Origin of the sequence: Mesorhizobium sp. LNHC221B00 (assembly GCF_000502935.1) — a bacterium.
Lineage (GTDB): Bacteria > Pseudomonadota > Alphaproteobacteria > Rhizobiales > Rhizobiaceae > Mesorhizobium > Mesorhizobium opportunistum.
On record NZ_AYWR01000003.1, the window covers coordinates 475,935 to 494,108 of the forward strand.

General features: G+C 58.9%; 11 protein-coding genes and 2 pseudogenes. 6 read left to right on the forward strand and 7 right to left on the reverse strand.

All coding sequences use genetic code 11. The features are described from left to right. Positions 1-122: 122 nt before the first annotated feature. Genes X741_RS160025 through X741_RS160005 form a run of 5 tightly spaced genes read right to left on the reverse strand, consistent with a single transcriptional unit; the run spans position 123 to position 8,168 of the window. Entirely contained in the window at positions 123-1,943 is a 1,821-nt protein-coding gene (locus tag X741_RS160025; RefSeq protein ID WP_023776710.1) for an ABC transporter ATP-binding protein, read from the reverse strand. After that, a complete protein-coding gene (locus X741_RS160020; RefSeq protein ID WP_023776711.1) occupies positions 1,940-2,929 on the reverse strand; it encodes a glycosyltransferase family 2 protein in 990 nt (329 codons plus the stop codon). Before X741_RS160020 ends, X741_RS160025 begins: the two co-directional genes overlap by 4 nt. After that, positions 2,926-5,940 carry a trifunctional glycosyltransferase/class I SAM-dependent methyltransferase/polysaccharide deacetylase gene (locus X741_RS160015; RefSeq protein WP_031249836.1) on the reverse strand — a complete coding sequence of 1,005 codons (3,015 nt, stop codon included), beginning with the start codon at positions 5,938-5,940 and terminating at the stop codon, positions 2,926-2,928. Before X741_RS160015 ends, X741_RS160020 begins: the two co-directional genes overlap by 4 nt. 6 nt (positions 5,941-5,946) lie before the next feature. Then, on the reverse strand, positions 5,947-7,119 hold the full coding sequence (locus X741_RS160010) for a glycosyltransferase (RefSeq protein WP_198023937.1): 1,173 nt from the start codon (positions 7,117-7,119) through the stop codon (positions 5,947-5,949). 2 nt (positions 7,120-7,121) lie between these two features. After that, entirely contained in the window at positions 7,122-8,168 is a 1,047-nt protein-coding gene (locus tag X741_RS160005) for a glycosyltransferase family A protein (RefSeq protein ID WP_245272660.1), read from the reverse strand. A gap of 888 nt (positions 8,169-9,056) precedes the next feature. Here X741_RS160005 and X741_RS160000 point away from each other — a divergent pair. The 4 genes from X741_RS160000 (at position 9,057) to X741_RS159985 (ending at position 14,021) form a co-directional block, all read left to right on the forward strand. Continuing rightward, on the forward strand, positions 9,057-9,425 hold the full coding sequence (locus X741_RS160000; protein ID WP_023776715.1) for a hypothetical protein: 369 nt from the start codon (positions 9,057-9,059) through the stop codon (positions 9,423-9,425). A 2,294-nt stretch (positions 9,426-11,719) separates the two neighbouring features. After that, a complete protein-coding gene (locus X741_RS159995) occupies positions 11,720-12,007 on the forward strand; it encodes a hypothetical protein (RefSeq protein ID WP_023776717.1) in 288 nt (95 codons plus the stop codon). Between the two features lie 152 nt (positions 12,008-12,159). Next, positions 12,160-12,879, forward strand: a complete 720-nt coding sequence (locus X741_RS159990; RefSeq protein WP_023776718.1) for a Crp/Fnr family transcriptional regulator — start codon at positions 12,160-12,162, stop codon at positions 12,877-12,879. A 368-nt stretch (positions 12,880-13,247) separates the two neighbouring features. Next, positions 13,248-14,021 carry a response regulator transcription factor gene (locus tag X741_RS159985; protein WP_023769453.1) on the forward strand — a complete coding sequence of 258 codons (774 nt, stop codon included), beginning with the start codon at positions 13,248-13,250 and terminating at the stop codon, positions 14,019-14,021. Between the two features lie 984 nt (positions 14,022-15,005). Here the strand turns inward: X741_RS159985 and X741_RS1000000169580 are convergent. Together X741_RS1000000169580 and X741_RS1000000169585 are read right to left on the reverse strand one after the other, a co-directional pair. Next, complete coding sequence (locus tag X741_RS1000000169580) at positions 15,006-15,302, reverse strand: hypothetical protein (RefSeq protein WP_156937843.1); 297 nt, start codon at positions 15,300-15,302, stop codon at positions 15,006-15,008. A 121-nt stretch (positions 15,303-15,423) separates the two neighbouring features. Then, positions 15,424-15,678 carry a hypothetical protein gene (locus X741_RS1000000169585; RefSeq protein WP_023769451.1) on the reverse strand — a complete coding sequence of 85 codons (255 nt, stop codon included), beginning with the start codon at positions 15,676-15,678 and terminating at the stop codon, positions 15,424-15,426. A 348-nt stretch (positions 15,679-16,026) separates the two neighbouring features. Here X741_RS1000000169585 and X741_RS0134160 point away from each other — a divergent pair. Both X741_RS0134160 and X741_RS01000000166320 read left to right on the forward strand, forming a co-directional pair. Further along, a pseudogene (locus tag X741_RS0134160) lies at positions 16,027-16,782 on the forward strand (phosphomannomutase/phosphoglucomutase); the annotation flags it as partial. Positions 16,783-16,784: 2 nt separating this feature from the next. Then, positions 16,785-17,995 (forward strand): annotated as a pseudogene (locus tag X741_RS01000000166320) (phosphomannomutase/phosphoglucomutase); the annotation flags it as partial. Positions 17,996-18,174 lie beyond the last annotated feature (179 nt).

Sequence of the window (18,174 nt, forward strand, 5' to 3'; positions counted from 1 at the left end):
CGTCGAGACCTACCGCGCCGCCCGAAAGCTTTCAGTTCGCTGCCCGCGCCGGACCGAGTCGGTGGTGAGGCTAGATTAATCACGTTTTCAGCGTTAGGGCCGACTGACGAAGTAGAGCAGCGTCAGCGTCCTTTATCCTCAGCATCAGAGTCACGCACGATTTCGTGCTGACGACGTTGGTATTGAGGAACAACGAGGGAGGCAGGTCCTTGGCTGTTGACCCTGCCGTTCTCTATCCAAATGACATTGGCCGCATCACGCGCCGTTTCTACGCGGTGCGTGATGAGCAAAGTTGTCCTTTTGCCAAGCTGCCTGTCAATCGCGCGCCGCACCTGGTCCTCGAGCGCGATATCGAGCGCGTTCGTGGCCTCATCCAGGATCAGGAAGTCCGGATTGCGCAATACAGCGCGTGCCAGGCCAATGCGCTGTCGCTGTCCGCCGGAAAATCGCAGCCCCTCTTGCCCGATCCAGGTATCGTATTGCTCAGGAAGGTCCTCGACGAATGACGCGACGCCGGCACTGCGGGCAGCGACAATGATCTCTTCTTCGGCCGCATCGGCTTTGGCCATCCGGATATTGTCTGTCACCGTGCCCTCGACGAGGTCGACGTCCTGACCCGTTACTGCGATCTTGGACAACCAGTCGTCCCGCCTGATGTCTTGGAGCCGGGTGCCGTCAATCTTGATGTCGCCAGAGGTCGGTTCGTACAGCCGTAGGAGGAGGTTCACGATCGTCGTCTTGCCAGCGCCACTTGCGCCGATCAGCGCGGTGGTTTCTCCGGCTGGAATTTCGAACGACAGGTCAGTCAGGACCGGCGTATTTTGATCATATCCAAAGCTTACGTGCTCGAAGACGATACTCGCGTTCAAATTTTCGAGCGCGATGGTCCCCTGCGATGGATATTCCTTGTCCTCGGACTGAACCATCTCCAGGACTGAGCGCAGTTGCGGCTGCAACTGCGCCAGAAATAGCAGATTGCTCTCGAACTCCTGCGTATGCGGCTGCAGCCGATAAAGCAGCGCGACGGCGGCCAGCGTCACCTCGAAGCTGATGTGCCACCACCCGGAGACCAGGACGATAGCCCCCAACATTCCCAGATAGCCGATCTCGGTTGTTGGGCCGATCCAAGACGAAAGGCGAATCATGGACAGCGATGCCTTGCGCGCGGCCGCCGACGATTGCACGAAGCGGCGCTGATGAAGCGCCTCCTGTCCATAGGCCCGGATGGTGCGCAACGCCTGGAGCGTCATAAGCATGTGTTCGCCGAGCGATTGATGGATCTTCTTCACCTGATGGCCCAGATCCCGCGCAGGTCGCGAAAAGATGCGCAAGATCGCCGAAATCGCGATTGAGCCAATGGCAGCGATCACCAGGATCTTCAAGGAGATCGTGAAGAGAAAGACGGCGAACACGAAGATAGAGCAGCTGTTGATGATGAGTCGGGTCACCGCACCATAGGCTTGAGCCACGAGCCACGACTCGGTCCCGAGCACCTCCATGAGCTGCGATTGTTCGTGCCGTTGGATGTGTCCGAAGGCGACCCTGAGATATTGTTCGTGGACGAGGTTGCGCACCCGTTCGCTGATTCGTTCGCCGATGCTGGAGCTTATCAACGAATATAGCAGCGCCAGTGCTCCACGCGCGAGAATGAGCAGGAGGATCGCGAAGGCGAGCCGGGTAGGACTACCGAGCCAGGAGATTGCCAGACCCAGCGCTCGGCCCTGAAGGCCATTTCCAGTTTCTGTGATCCGGTCGGACACCAAATAGAGGAACAGCAGGATCAGGGTGATGCCGAGCGTCTCGGCCAGGGATGACAGAAAGCCAAGCGCAAGCAGCGCGGGCGTCGCCCACCGCGGCTTGCCGACGATGCGAAGCAGGTGCGAAAGATCGCGCAACGAAGCGCGGACCGCACCGCGGCGAATGGCGCCGTTCGCATCGCTCATTTCAGTTCCCCGGTCGGGAAGCGTACGATCGCCTGCGGGCGGACAGGCGGGCGACCGCGCACCAGCTTTGTCGCGGCGCGCTTGGCCAAATGCGCCCCGATCCAGGGCAAATCCACGGCGATTATCCGCATGGCGATCGCGGGATGACGGCGAAGCAGCAGTGACAGGATCGGGAGCACATAGTGCGGGTGCCTCTGGCGCAAAGTCCGCTCCAGGAGCCACGCCGAATAGAAATGCAGGCCCTCACGCAGCTTAGATGCCGCTTCCGGATGGCGGCCGAGCATCTCGTCCACCACCAGTATCCAGGACCGCAGCATGCGAGTCATGTTGCTCGACATATTTCCCGGCAGATAGCGATATCCCACCAGCGGCTCTTCGACGACTTCGAAGTGGTATCTTTCGGCGACTCGACAGTAGAAGAGGATATCTTCACAACCTTGCGCGCCGGCCTCACGCAGTCCGCCTTCGAAACCGTTGGCGTCGATCAGCGCCTGCCGATGTACCAAGGCGGCGCTGCCATTGCCAACGAAATTGCCGTGGAAAAGGCGCTCAAGCACATCGCCCCGCCAGTTTGGCCGATGCCGATCATCCGTTACCGCTCCCTGCGCATCGATGACCAGATACCAGCAGTAGACGAGCCCCACTTTCTCGTCCGCCCGATCGAACGCGGCCAGTTGCCGTTCTATCTTGGTCGGCGCCCAGAGATCGTCGGCATCGACGAACGCAATCAGATCGGATCGCGCCGCTTGCCAACCCGTGTTGCGCGCAGCGGCCACGCCGGCATTTTCCTGCTCGATCAGCCGGACACGCGGATCGGTCTCCGTGTGACGTCGGGCTATGGTGACAGTCTGGTCGCGCGAACCATCGTCGACGACAATAATCTCGAGCGCGCGGTGAGTCTGCGAGCGAACGCTGCGGAGCGTCTCCTCGATTGTATCTTGCGCGTTGTGAGCGGGGATAATGACACTGACGAGTTCGCCGTTCATTCGAGCACGGCCTCTAGCATGGCAACAAAGTCATCGAGCGAACGATCCCCGCGCATCTCGATGCGGGGAAGGTCGATCAGATCGCAATCGAGATCCGCCGGCCCAGATCTGGCGCCGAACCCGATTCGATAGCCGCATTCCTTCGCCAGCCGGCCAAGCCGTCGGTCGGTGACAGAGAAGGGCGCCGCGAACGCCGTCGTTGGCCGCCCAGTCCAGCGCTCGATGAACATGCGCGAGCGCAGCAGCTCGGCGGCCAGCTCGGAGCTCGAAAGACCGTCGATTGCGCGATGCGTCGCCAGATGGCTTCCGAAGAATGCACCTTCGGCTGCAAGGCGCCCCACCGTCCGGGCATCCATGAGCGGTGTCGGCGGACCGCTGTCTGCATCCCACAGCGCGTTTTCACCCACTAGGTCCGTCACAAGGAACACTTCCGCGGTAAAGTCGTTCGCGCGCAGGGTTGGCCAGGCATGGTCCGCAAAGTTCTGAAAGCCGTCATCGAACGTTATGAGCACCGGGCGGCCCACGAAAGGGTGACGGTTGGCGATAAACCATCCCAGCTGTTCCGACACGATCGCGTGAAAGCCATTAGCGCGCAGCCATGCCATCTGGCTGTCGAACGCGGCGGGCGTGAAGCGATAGCGGGCGAGAGCGGCCGGACCATCATCGCAGACGCTGTGATACATCAGAACGGGGATGCGCTGCCGCCGCTCGTTGCGCGCCACGTAGCTGCGCCGCGCCCGCGCCCCACCCCAGACGACGTTTCGCGCGACCTCGATTTCGACGGGCGCCAGGATCGAGACATAATCGACCGTCGGTTCCGCCGCCAGCTCTTCCGGGGACAAGCGGCGGAACCGGTCGATGCGATAGAGTTCCGTCTGGATCGATCGCTCAAGGACGAGGCCTTCGGTCGCTGCCAGCGTCTGCGAGATTACTTGCGCACCGAATTTATTATCCCAATCGAAGCCTGTCCGTTCCATATTGTCACCAAGCACGAATGCGTGCGCGCTGATGAAACTGCCGCCGGGCGCCAACGCGTCGACGAGTTTTGTGGCGAAGCGCCGCAACGCGTCCAGATCATCCAGGTAATAGAGCACTTCCGAGCAGACGATCAGATCCATCTCACCTGGCAGGGTATCCGCGCTCAAATCCAGGACCCTGAATTCGACATTCAGCTGGTCCCTGCATCGTGCGCGCGCTCGCGCGATGGCAACGGCGGAGATGTCCGTTGCAGTCAAATGGCCCACTCGGGGCGCCAGTTGCCGCGTGAAATGGCCCTCCGCGCACGCCAGCTCAAGCGCCCGTCCTATCGGACCGGCCGGCAGAATTTCGAGCTGCCGCTCATATTTTTCTTGCTCATAGGGCGAACCGTAGTTCCAAGGATCCGCAGTCACGAAAAAGCGATCCCAGAATGACGCGCGATCACCGTCGCGCCTTCCCTCAACCTGTGCAGGACGCGGCGGTGCGGAAGGTTCCGTCGCTTCGGTGTTTGGCCGCGCCAGCCGTTGCGCTGCCGTTGTCAATTGCGCAAGTCTGCCGTAGTGACTGTCCCGATCAGACCGTCCGGCCATTCGCAGCAACGTCTGTGCCGTGAGCACGTTTGTTTTGTCGGCCCCGGCGCCCCGTTGCAGGGTCGGCACAGGCGATCGGCTCGCAACCCGCGCGGCACCCTTCCACAAACGGAATGCCATGCGCTTAAACCCGGAGAGGTCGCGTGTGAGCTCTTGAGGAGGCATGACATCTAGGATCAATTCAATCCAGTGTCGCTTTGTCACTGTCCCGAGTGCACCGAACTGAACCAGGGCCGCGATCTGGCCATCCACCATTAGGTAGGCATAGATTTGATCGATCCCTTCCGGCAGTTTGGTCGAGGTCGGATTTCGAGCATCGATGCGAATCCCAAGTGTCCGCGCCAGCCTGCGAGGAGCGGCAAGGTCGTCGAAGTCGAGAAGCATTTGCTCGAGATGATATTGCACGCGACGACCCGCAACCGGATCGCTCCAGATATAGCCGAGTTGATCGACCAAATCGATGAGGGGGCCGCCGAACCTGTCCCATCTGGCAGCCAATTGCTGCGGCGTCGACAGACTTCCTACCACCAAGCCGTCGAAGACCACCTTGGCGATCTCAGGCGCCCATTCATATCTGGCCGGGAGAGCGCGTAGGATGTGCGGGTGGATTGGGCCGCCGCCGTTGCCGCAATCCGATGCGGCGTTCCACAACGCAAACCATGCGAGTGCTTCGGAAGCGGCGCGCCCGTCCGCCGAATTCGCTCCGTTGGCGTGCGCGGACGCCGGGCGTTTCACCCGGGGGTCGGCAGAAAAGCCTCGGGCGATCACGATTTCGGCGTCCGCCAGCATCTGCGTCGAATTGCGCGTGAGCGAGTTGGGGCTGGCTCGATAGAAGGCCAGCGGCTCGTCAACCATCACCCAACGGTTTCCGAGACGTGCGACGCGCTGCCACAAATCCCAGTCCTCACACGTGCGCAGCGACACATCGAAGCCGCCTAACTCGACGACTGTCGCCCGGTCAATCAGCAGCGCGTGAGTACGGATGGCACAGCGTCGCGCGAATGTCTCGAATGGTTGGATCGCAACCTCCGGGGCGATGCTCGGTGGGGTGAGTTCGCCATCGGGCATCACTCGCCGAGAACCGCAATACGCAGCCACAGAACCGGGCTCGGCTTCCAGTGCGGTCAGCATTTTCGCGAGAAAGCTGGCGTCCACCCAATCGTCGGCATCCAGGAACATTAGCCAGCGTCCGCGCGCTGACGAAATCCCCTTATTGCGCGCGCCGGCGGCGCTGTGTGCCGAAGAGTTCAGCGTCCGAAATCGGGCATCGCGCCCAACGTGACCGGCGATAATTTCGGCGGTGCCATCACTCGAGCCGTCATTGACGACAATCGCCTCCCAATCGGCAATGTCCTGACCGAGGAGACAGTCGAGTGCTTGTGCGAGCGTCAGTTGCGCGTTGCGCGCGGGCACCACGATTGAAACCAAGGGATTGTCCGCCACGTCTCCCTACCCGCGCTTGGTTCGGAGGTAGAACAGGATTCCTGAAGCATAGCCGGCGATTTCATGCCAAAGGAACCGATCCTCGGTAATCCTGCGTCCAAGCAGCCTTCTGCGAACTCTGCCGAGGTACCAAAGCGGCTTCCATTTGAAAGCCTGTTTTAAATTCGCCTTGACGCCAGTTCGTTCATGCTGGACGAGCAATGCGGCCGCGTGACCGCGCATGTAGAAGTAGATTTGCTTAGCCAGACCGTCCATCGTCCGCCTGTGGAAATGGAACGCGACGGAGGTTGGCTGGTAAAGGCAGTCATATCCGTTGGCGAGCAACCGATACCAATATTCGGAGTCGCCTGAACATCCAGCCTGGCCGACGTCGAGGCGTTCGTCAAACAATCCCGCGCGGTCAAACACCTCGCGTCGAAAGGCCATGCTGGCACCGGCGCCGATTTTCCAGGCCGGGAACACGTCGTGCTTGCTGGCAGCAAAGTCGGCCGCGCGGAAAAATTGAGGCCTGTAGCCTTGCCCGAAGCTCCAGAACGTCTCGAAATAAAGCTGGGCTTCGGTGGCAATTTCGGCGGGCAGTACAAGGCCCGTCACTGCGCCGATCGAAGGTCTGTCGAATGCCGTGATCAGCTGCTCAAGCCATTGCGGATGAAGCAAGACGTCGTCGTCGGTGTAGGCGATGATTTCCGAGGATGCGCGCTTAGCGCCCCGATTGCGGGCAATATCCAAGCCAGGTCGGTCCTCGCGGACGTATATTGCGCCGGCAGCGAGTGCTACCTCGCGCGTTTGGCTGCCTGTCGATGCGTTGTCGACCACGATGACTTCTGCCGGCGGGACGCTTTGCTGTGGAAGCGAGGAGAGGCAACGCCGCAACTCATCCGGCCTGTCGCGTGTGCATATGATCACGCTGGAGTTCGGTAGGTCCGGAAACGGTGGAGCTGGTCTTCGGTCAGGCGAGGCCGCGATTGGGGCGGCGCGGCATTCACCGTCGCTCCCTCTAAGAAGATGCCCGACTGGAAGCCCGCCGCGCCACAGCACGATCATGCCAGAATCGCAATCCTTGGGAGCAGCTTCAGTGTCTAAATCCACGTGCCGGATACCTGAGCAGCCATCCGGGCCAAACAGCTTGTGCAGTTCTGAGTTCAACAAATTTGCGCGCCGATTCGGCGTGACGGACATCTTCACCAGCTCATTTCGCCATAGAGGGGCCGAAATTCGTTCTTGTCGTTCCGCATTCGTCTCACGCATATCTTGAGCCATTGAGGAACCAGTCGGGCCCTGCAATACTCTTCGAGCATATTGGGCATGCGAGAGATCGCAACGCCCGGTTCCATCACAAAGAACCTCCTCAGCAGCTCGCCGGCTGCGAAAAATCGTCCCTCAATCAAAGCTCGTGTAGCAAGCCAATGAATCATGTCGAAGAAATGGGCGTCGAAATCGCTCGCGAATGACGGATATTTTTCACGAAATTCGGCAAGGACGATTTCGCAGGAACGAAGCATTTGCATGACATCGCTCGACATATTGACGTTCGTCATCCGGTAACCGACAAGGTACTGAGGCACGAGGCGAAATTCGTAATTTTCCGCTATCCTTAGGCACATTAGAAGATCCTCGCAGCCTTGTGCGTTCCTGGCTCGCAAGGACGGATCGAATTGTCCCACCCGCTCGAATGCGGAGCGACGTAGGAGCATCGAACTTCCGTTGCCGACCAGGTTTTGTCTGCACATGCGCTGGAGAACGTGACCTTCGGCGTCAGGCTGATGGCGCAGCGAGAATACCCGACCATCCTGGTCGATATGCGCAAACCAGCAATATGCCAAGCCGGCCGAGGAGCCACCTTCCCGCAAGGCGCGCAATTGCAGTGCGATTTTCGAGGGAGCCCAAAGATCATCTGCGTCGACGAACGCCAGAAACTCCGCGTCCGTGGAAGCCGCGCCGCGGTTGCGAGCGTGCGCAACGCCGCCATTCGACTGCCCTATGAGGCGTATACGTCGATCTTTCTCGGCATAGGAGGCTACAATTGATGGGGACTCGTCCGTCGAACCATCGTCCACCACGATAATGTCCAATGCCTGGTAGGTCTGCTGGCAGATGCTGGTCAGGGTGGAGCGAATGGTTCGCTCGGCATTGAACATAGGGACTATGACGCCAACCGTGGCTTTGTCCTGGATCATCGGCGACTTCGTTTTCTCCCCCTGGAACGGTAAAAACGGCTGTGCTGCCATGCTGTCAGTACTGCTCTTCAATGATCGGCGAATTCGCGGCGAAAATTACTCGGGCGTTCCCAGCCGCCTCACCAGGAATTGCGATCGCGACAAAATCATGTCGAAATCCAAGAAGCAGGCGCGAGATCCATCGCGCTCAATCGCTGTTTCATTAGCTTTTCCTGATTAATCCAGTCAACCCACAGGCTCGGATCGGCGACTCCTGATCGTGACGCTGTTCGGTCGGACCCTGTGAGGGCAGGGCCGGGGAGTCGAGCGGCACTGCCGGACGCCGGGGAACTATCGCTTCTGGTTCATTGGAGACGGCAAGCCACTCGCGGCTTCGTCAGCGCCTAGTCCAGCCATGCATGGCGAGTTCTCCCGGATGTTCGTCCCATCATCGCAATTCATGCAAAGAAGATCGTTATCGCGTGAGGTAGGTCCATGCAAATCAATAACGCAAGATCTCACGCCCTAGCCGGGCCTAGTGTGCACAGGCAGCTTATATAACTTCCGTTCAAAACTGTTTCCTTCTGGAATTTCAAGACAGAGCCTTGCTGGATCAGGGAATGCTGGATGATATTTGCCGATCTTGTTCACGCTGACCCGAAATTGAAGACTTACCCGCGAACTTATTGCAGAATGGTGAGATGGGTGACTCAAGCGGGCTCATATGATATATATGAGCTGTTGCTAAATTAGCGCTGCCACGTGGTGCTGACTTTGGCAAGGAGCGCGCGGAACGTACACTGCAAGCCAACGGGATTGGCCCAAAACCGGCTCCGGGATGTTGAGGTGATGAATATGGCTGTTGCCGAAGCTTTTGTGCGAACTGAGTTACTCAATGACGCTGGCCATCGCGCACGACCGGTTTTCACCTCAAGGGGGAGACACTCAAGGGGGAGACAGATGACAGATGACGCCGATGCAACGTTGGCGCGGGCACTTACGCAAGAGTTCCTGGTCGCATGTGAATTGCCGTCTTCGATCGAGTCCTACGAGCTCTTCGCGAAGAAGGTCATCGCGGCTGCACGGGTGCGGGATGAAAGATGGGAAGATATTTCATCTGCGCCCAAGGACGGTACCAGGATTCTCGTGCTTTGCCCCCATGCGCGCATCTTTTCGGATATTCATATCGACTGGTGGTCGGATGGCCCCGGCAAGCCGCGCTGGGCGCAGTCAAGCCCGAACGAGCAACCGAAGTTCTGGCGTGAAATCCCAGCCGGGCCGGGGCAAAGTCACGACCTACCCGTAGGAAAACGCGACCGCCGTCGCTGATTGTGGGCTGCTACAGATCCTCCCGACGTTTCTCGTAAGATCCGGCGCGAGTTCCACAATGGTAAGGAGGCCATCGTCCTCGTTCCCGCCGGCCGCAACCCTCGCCCGACGATATCAGCCACGAGAGGCTGCAACTGGCTAGCGTATTGGGCCTGTAGCTCGGCGTCCCCCGACGCAATGGGTCGCACGGTCGAACTGCGACGTGGCCCTCTTGGCGTCTCCGAAGACGTTGGCTGAGACTGGGAGTGATGACACTGGTGCGCTCGTAAGCTTGCTCAGCAGAGATAGAAGAGCATCGCGCCACCTGGCGCGCTGAATGGCAGCTATCCAGCTCACTGAGGATGATTGGAATAGACCAGCCGGTTACCGATGTGCCCGCACGCTCCTCGATGCACAGCCGCAATGGCTAAGCCGTTTGCGTATCAAAGCCACGTGAGCGTCGCGACCGTGGGTATCATCGCGCCGGATAGCCGTATCCAGTTCAGCCAGATCATGCCGTGGAGGCTGCCACCTTCCAGTTGATCGACCATGCAGGCATATCGAAGGCGTGGTCTCAATGATCGTGTAGGACACGGCGAGGCCGCTGTAAGGATGTCCCGAAACGGATCAACCGCGTTTGGCACCGCAATTGCTTGTTCTGAAAGACAAGCGGGATACTTCCTACATGATCGAAAGTGATCCTAAGGTTGGCTGCAATCGATGCAAAGTGCCCCTTACTGGTGTCACTGGGTCTCAAGGGTCCGACCTGTTAGCTTGCCCTAGTTGCGGCCTCTCGGACACTTACGACAATGTCATGCTTGAACTTGATCAGCGCACCGCGGAAGCACTTTCTCGTGCGCTCTGCCAACCCGTCCCGCCAAAGGCGTATCGTTTCGCACTGCTATTTCGGGCAGGGACGCGATAGGCTCAACACAAATATCGACCTCGGAATTGTGCGGTGACAACTGATGATTTGGGGGGGGCCGACACGGCCGGCTGAAGACAACGAACCCCATGCGTTCGTGATCGCACAAAACGGACCGAGGCTTTTCGAGCCAACAGTTTCAGGCACGAATAGGCCTCGGCGATGGGTGAGACGCCGAGGCCAGTGGACATGAACGAATCACATGGCATGTCCGCAGTAACGATGCGCCTGAATTCTCCAACAAATGATAAACCGGCATGCAACCTGAACTGGCGGCAAGGGGAGGATCTCGGCTCGGGTATGCGCTTGATATCATCTGGCATCCGCCTGGTCCGCGCATTCTTCAGTGGCGCAGCCTTACTGCCAAGCCGATGCAGAATGCTATGTCGGAGCCAGCCTCTCGCAGGGTGAGTTCATACGCGTGGTCGAAGCCTTGATCGTTCGCCGGTAGGCGTCAAGTTCCAACAACTCTCTGACCGGCAACGGTATTGCCATAGCCCCCAAGGCGCAGTGCCCCTGGTGAGCGTACAGTCCGGCACTACGGTCAGTCCATTCCACAACTTGGATGATGCAGGCATGCAAAGGGACTAGCCCCGTCGTCCCAAGGTTTGATCCATTCAAATTCCCAAGCGATTCACCACCGAACGGTTTTGCACCCCAGGTCCACGGATTGTGCGTCCTCACCCGTATCGGCAAAACCTCAGTTGTGAATACGTGAGCAAGAGAGTTGTTGCGGGCTCTGTCGTGACTGACCGTTCCTCGCAATTAGACAACCGCCATGACCCCGGCACCACCCGCAGCAGCCTCAATGACAGCGTCATCGACGGCTGGGTGTCGTGTTGGGCTTAACAGCTCGCAAGGCCTCTATGCCGAATCCGGCAGCAACGACAAGGCAGAGGGTCAGGAGCCCAATTGCGATGATATGCGAACCCGAACAGCAAGCCGAAGGCCACAAAAGCGGCTATTCGCGCGGGTTCCGGTCCAAAGCCTGACACAGGCGGCATCCCGATCGGAACAATCGTCACGACGACCATGGCAACAAAGGTTAGCCACGCGGCAGTCCGGCAGAACGCCATTACGGGAAGGTCCGCACGTCCCGTTTCAGGTGCGGCCAAACTGGTGGCCATGTGAAGGGTCGCAACCCCAGACGGTTCAAATCCGCGGCAGCTTTTGTTGGCAACGATCAGTGCTGCGGGATCCTTCGCAGGATCAGTTCCCCAAAGGCCAACCGCGCGCGACGTCTGCCTGGTGTCGAGAGGTCAGTTGGAGTTCCGGCCTGTCAATGAGCTACAGCTAACTTGGTAGGCGCCGTATGCTGTGTCGGGCTCTTGAATAGGACTAATATGGTTCAAATTCTGACAGCGGCGTGCGCTGTACGCCCGGAGAGAGATTGAAGATGGGAAAAAGGAAGTCACGCACCAGGCCGGGCGGCGACCTGCCCGTTGTGCAGGGCAACAGGCCCAAGGCGATAGCACTTGCCGCCTTGCATCTGAGCGAAGCGCTGTTGCTTGAACTGGAAGCATCCGAGATACTCACGGCCAGAGAAATCAGGGGGGTGCTGAAGGACGCCGCAACGACGCTGCGGAATGCTGCAACGCAAGTGGACAACCGAAGTTGCATGGTGGCGAGTGAGATGGTCGAGGCCATCCGAGAAAGTTTCAAGAAAAGCAAAGCCTGATCCGCGCCCGACGGGCGCTGTTCGCCAGATTGGCTCCGGCCAACCCGACGTCGCTTCCTATTCCAACAGGCGTAGCTAATATAGGCTACTCATCTGCTCGAGCCTGATATACACTAACCCGGGTTGTCAAAAGGAGGGGTTGGTGGGGTTCAATGGTATCTGCATCGCATCCATTTTTGACCGGGAACGAAAACCGTCCCTCATCGACCCGACTTGACGATGATGACAAGGATTACGTCAAAGCGCTCGGCTTCGCGCTGAGGCGGTATCCGGCTGAAACGGCGATCGTTGATCAAGGGCAGCACGCTGCTCGTGTCTTTATAATCGAGTCTGGCTGGGGATGCATATCGCACAATCTGGCCGGCGGTCAGCGTCAGATCCTGGATTTTGCATTGAAGGGCGACGTCGTCCTGCCACACTCTTTCCCAGGAACTGCTCCGGAGACGTTTGTCGCACAGACCGATCTTGCGGTATTCGAGGCATCAACCAAGACGTTTGCGCTTGCAACCGCCAAATCGCCTCGCATAGCTTCCCTATTTCTTGAAACTCTGGTCCATCAGCGGGCGCTTGTCGCCCAACATCTGACAAATGTTGGTCGGCGCAGTGCGTTGACGCGCACCGCACACCTGCTGCTCGAACTGAGGACGCGCTTGGAGCGCGTGGGTGGTGTCGCCCGCAATGGCTATTCTTGCCCGCTTACCCAGTACGACCTCGCCGACGCGCTAGGGCTGACGCCTATCCACGTCAATCGCATGTTGCGAGAATTGCGTGAACGCAAGCTTCTGGAGTTCCGTCAGGGCCATGTCCGGATCCTGGATAGAGAGCGCATCGCCAAGTTTGCAGGCTTCGATGACAGGTATATCGACAGCTGACGCATGTCCTCCCTCTGCATCCCCGAGACGGTCCATTTCGGCCACCGCGGCGGTCTATGTGGCCCAGTGCGTCGTGTTTCGCAACCCAAATAGCACGAGCCTTTGCCGAGGTTATGCAGGGATACCGGGGCGATCTTCCTCTCGCCAAATGAACTCATTTTTTTTACGCTTCTTTAACTTACATTAGTGAGAGCGTACAGTTTCGCTGATAGCCTGCATACGTTGGACGCGTGGCGATGGCGGGGGCCTGGGAACGCACAGTCTGTTATCTTTGACGCGAACAGAAAATCGTTTGCACTATTTCGCTTGTCTCGAAATCCCCGTCTCGCGCCGGTCTCGAACTTGGGTGTTGTTTACGGGTGAGTGGCATGATTACGGCAATTCAAACAGGCACCAAACCGATCCGTGGGCTGGAACTCGTCGGTCAAAAAGGCGGGGCAGGGGCAATACGTCTTCACGGAAAGGCGACTGCCGAAGCCTGTCTGGTTCTGCTCGATGAACGTGTGCTTGACCGGCAATGCCTGGCGCAAAGCTTGACCACTTACCGTGTCGGGAAAGACATCCTGTCATTCGGCTCGATCGATGAATGGCAGTCGTGCGAGAATAAGCCGCCAGTTTCGGCAGTTCTGCTAAACCTGGGAAGCCGCAAGGCCAGTGATGCAAAGACAGGTGACGCGATAGCCGACCTCGTCAAGAAGGCCCATCCCGCCCCAGTTGCGATCTTGGCCGACACTGATGAGTTGGAGCAGATTCTCAAGGCCCTGAGCTACGGCGCCAAAGCATATATCCCCTCATCCCTCCGCTTCGAAATTTGTGTCGAAGCCATAAACTTCGTCATCGCTGGCGGCACATTTGTTCCGGCAAGTAGCCTTGCAGGGCTGCACAAGACCAGTAAGGCTGATGTCGAAATGCCAAGATCTATGGCGAGCGTGTTTACCGAGCGGCAAGAGGACGTTGTCCAAGTTCTCAGACGCGGGAAGGCGAACAAGATAATCGCCCACGAGCTCAACCTTCGAGAAAGTACAGTCAAAGTTCATATCCGAAATATCATGAAGAAGTTGAAGGCAACCAACAGGACTGAGGCTGTCTACATGCTGAACGAGATGTTCCCCGGCGAGAATCATTCGTTACGCGCGAGTTGAAGCGCTATTGCGTGTTTATCTAGATTGCCTTGTTTTGGAGAGAGTTCTCAGCCGCGACTCTCGCAAACTGCGCTGGCGTAGGTTGTAACTACAGTTCACAAGCACTTCGAGATTTGCGTCGGCTCCGGCTGGCGCGCTTCTCAGAGGAAACCTTGTTGGAGATCTGTGTCGCGCCTGAGCGGGCTGCAAGCATAATGACTGGTCGAATTTCCTTTTTTGTTTTGAGTGGGGGAGTTGGTTTCGGGCTATGGCCGCTGTCTCGGAAGGACAACCCGAAGCAGCAACGCCGAGATTCCCATCCATCTGATAGCATCGGAGCGGAACGCAGACAGCGTCCGGTCTGACCTTGCCCGAATTGGCCTTTCTGGTGGATGTGCCATCTCCGTACCGATCGGACGCAACACAGCTGCTGCCGTCCCTACTGCGACGCTGCACACGATCGCTTGCCATGGCGTGGGGATTTGTTCTCATCGCGCGATCTGATCATGCGATCTCCACCAGCCTGGAACTCTGAGAAACAATCGAGAAGGGCGTGCCAGCTGCGGAGGAAGGCAGCGTTGTTGTGTTTGGCCTGCGTCCAGTCGCCCTGAAGCTGGATTTGGCTATGTCGAGGCCGGGGCGCCCGCGGCGTGAAATCGACATTCGCAATGTGCTTCGGTTCATCGAGAAACGCGAGCCCGAGGTGGCAAAAAGCTACCTCGGCACCCGGCTCATTTTTCTGGAACACAGGCATCTTTCTGCACCGCGCGAGCACCATGCGCGAAGCCTTTCTTCGACACCGTCCCCGAGATTTGGACTCGCGCTGAAAAAGCCCTGGATGCGGCGACGACAAACGACTCTGGTACCTATCTTCCGCTCAATCTCTATGCGTCAGACCCGGCGACTTCCATTGACTACGCCATTATGGAGAAAGTCAGCAATATCGCTTTGGTACCTGTAAGCTTCACTTGGAGCGACCTTGGCTCCGGGCAGTCATTGCTGGATTCAGGCATGACCGATGAGAGCGGAAATGTAGTGATCGGCGATGTCGTTGCCGTAGACTGCGAGAATTCCTGTCTGCGCAGCCGCGGCAGATTGTTGTCGGCAATCGGGTTGAAGAACGTTGCCGTTGTCTCGACAGCCGATGCGAACTTCGTGGCCCCAGTAGCCGAAAGCCAGCATGTAAGGCGTGTTGTCGAGCGGCTTGGGAAATGTTACCTCCTCGAAACCAAGCTCACGCCTTCCCATAATCATGTTCTGCTGCCGGCGCCTGACGCGAGCGTGTTGCACACTTGCTTTCAATGAGCATCGCCGCACTGGTCGACCGTGGGAGTGAACGAACGCTACGGAGGCTTCCACAAGGCGCCGCGCCGCCTGGAGCCATTGAACGCCTTGCACCTGACAGTTCGGACCGCGGATCTAACTAATTGGCTCGCAACGGACCGTCATAGACCGTTACGGCGCAATCGATCTTGGCTGCGACCACAGGTCTGTGTTTGTCGTCATATACTTGGACAGCCAGCGCACTCTTCACACCGTCATGCCATTCGTCTTGCGCTATAGCCACGAGCATCCTGATGGCGTCGGCCTGCGCCTCGGCAATGCCACGGTATTCGGTACCTTCTGTGTCGGGCGAGCGTGTTTTGCCATCTTGGATGTCGAAAAAAAACACAGGCATTAATTATCTCAATCTTGTGAAACTGCGACGTCAAAAATACCGGTCGCGAAAGCGCTTAGGCTGTGCTGGCGCCAGTTCTTAAGTCAATTTCTTGACACGGGACAGCAACCGCAGGTGGGAACCAAACGGAGCTGTGCACAACTTGGTAGAAGTTCCATCACAAAATGTAACAAGGGCTACAATCCGTTACCTAGCGCGTCAGAACACACGCAAACCAATGTGACCTCGCGCTACGATCGGGCGATTCTCGGGGAGCCAATTCAGGCGGTATGAGTAAGAGCTGGGAGGCTTTTGTGCTAATGTCGCCGCTTGATCGCTATCTATTCAGCCATCTGGAGTTTTCCAGTCTTGACCCCCAGGATCGTCGGCGAGGCCTTGCCCAACAGCTTCGAATTCGAAACCGAGGCGCTGATAAAGCCGTCCGGCTTCCGCGAATATGACGCCCGCTGGTGGTTTGGCCACCCCGGTTCGGCTGTGCCGCCGGANCAGGCGCTCGGCATGGGGCTTGGCACGCTGATCCGCCGTCTCGGCGCCGGCCCCGACATCGTCACCGGGCATGATTTCCGTTCCTATTCATTGTCGATCAAGCTGGCGCTGGTGTCCGGATTGATGGCCGCGGGCGCACGGGTGAGGGATATTGGCCTGGCGCTGTCGCCAATGGCCTATTTCGCCCAGTTCGCGCTGGAAACCCAGTCGGTGGCCATGGTCACCGCCTCGCACAACGAAAATGGCTGGACCGGCGTCAAGATGGGAGCGGCGCGGCCGCTGACCTTCGGACCCGAGGAGATGAGCGCGCTGAAGGCGATCGTGCAGGCCGGAGATTTCGACCTTGTCGGCGGTGGTTGCTATGATTTCATCCGCGATTTTCGCGCCACCTATCTCGACGACCTGACCAAGGACAAGCGTATCGCGCGAAAGCTGAAAGTGGTCGCCGCCTGCGGCAACGGCACCGCCGGCGCCTTTGCCCCGCAAGCGTTGCAGCGCATCGGCTGCGAGGTGATCCCGCTCGATACCGAACTCGACCACACCTTTCCACGCTACAACCCCAACCCCGAAGACATGCAGATGCTGCATGCCATAAGGGACAAGGTTCTGGAGACCGGCNGCTGTCGCCAATGGCCTATTTCGCCCAGTTCGCGCTGGAAACCCAGTCGGTGGCCATGGTCACCGCCTCGCACAATGAAAATGGCTGGACCGGCGTCAAGATGGGAGCGGCGCGGCCACTGACCTTCGGACCCGAGGAGATGAGCGCACTGAAGGCGATCGTGCAGGCCGGCGATTTCGATCTTGTCGGCGGTGGTTGCTATGATTTCATCCGCGATTTTCGCGCCACCTATCTCGACGACCTGACCAAGGACAANAGGACAAGCGTATCGCGCGAAAGCTGAAAGTGGTCGCCGCCTGCGGCAACGGCACCGCCGGCGCCTTTGCCCCGGAAGCGTTGCAGCGCATCGGCTGCGAGGTGATCCCGCTCGATACCGAACTCGACCACACTTTTCCACGCTACAACCCCAACCCCGAAGACATGCAGATGCTGCATGCCATAAGGGACAAGGTTCTGGAGACCGGCGCCGATGTTGGGCTGGGTTTTGACGGCGACGGCGACCGCTGCGGCGTCGTCGACAATGAAGGCAACGAGATTTTTGCCGACAAGGTCGGCGTGATGCTCGCGCGCGACATCTCCGGCCAGTACCCGGGTTCGACCTTCGTGGTTGACGTCAAGTCGACCGGGCTGTTCAACACCGACGGCGTGCTCAAGGCCAATGGCGCCGTCACCGACTACTGGAAGACCGGCCACTCCTACATCAAGCGGCGTGTCGCCGAACTCGGCGCCGTCGCCGGGTTCGAGAAATCGGGGCATTTCTTCTTCAACCCGCCGATCGGGCGCGGCTACGACGATGGGCTGGTCACGGCCATCGCCATCTGCCAGATGCTCGACCGCAACCCGGACAGCTCGATGGCCGACCTCTACCGTGCGCTGCCGCTGACCTTCGGCACGCCGACCATGTCGCCGCACTGCGCCGACGACGTGAAGTATGGCGTGGTCGAGCGGGTGGTCTCCGACTTTCAGGCGATGATGCGNGACGGCGCCGCTTTCGCCGGCCAGAAGATATCGGACCTGATCACCGTCAACGGCGTGCGTGTTGTCGCCGAGGACGGCACCTGGGGGCTGGTGCGGGCGTCTTCGAACAAGCCGGAGCTCGTCGTGGTCGTCGAAAGCCCGGTGTCGTCGCAGCGTCGCCGGCAGATGTTCGAGGCCGTCGACGCCGTGCTGCGCCGCAGCCCCGAAGTCGGCGCCTACAACCAGACCTTCTGAGAGGCGGGGTCTTGCCATTCGGTCTGAGGGCAGACTGGACTGGGTCAACGACGAGAAGCCTATCAGACTGGATAATGCGGTCGGCCGCCAAGAATTCCGTTACATGACGGAACGGTTCCCTCTGGCAGGGCGGCACTGCGCGCGAGACCGGTCGGCATCGGCCGTGCAAACTGGGATCT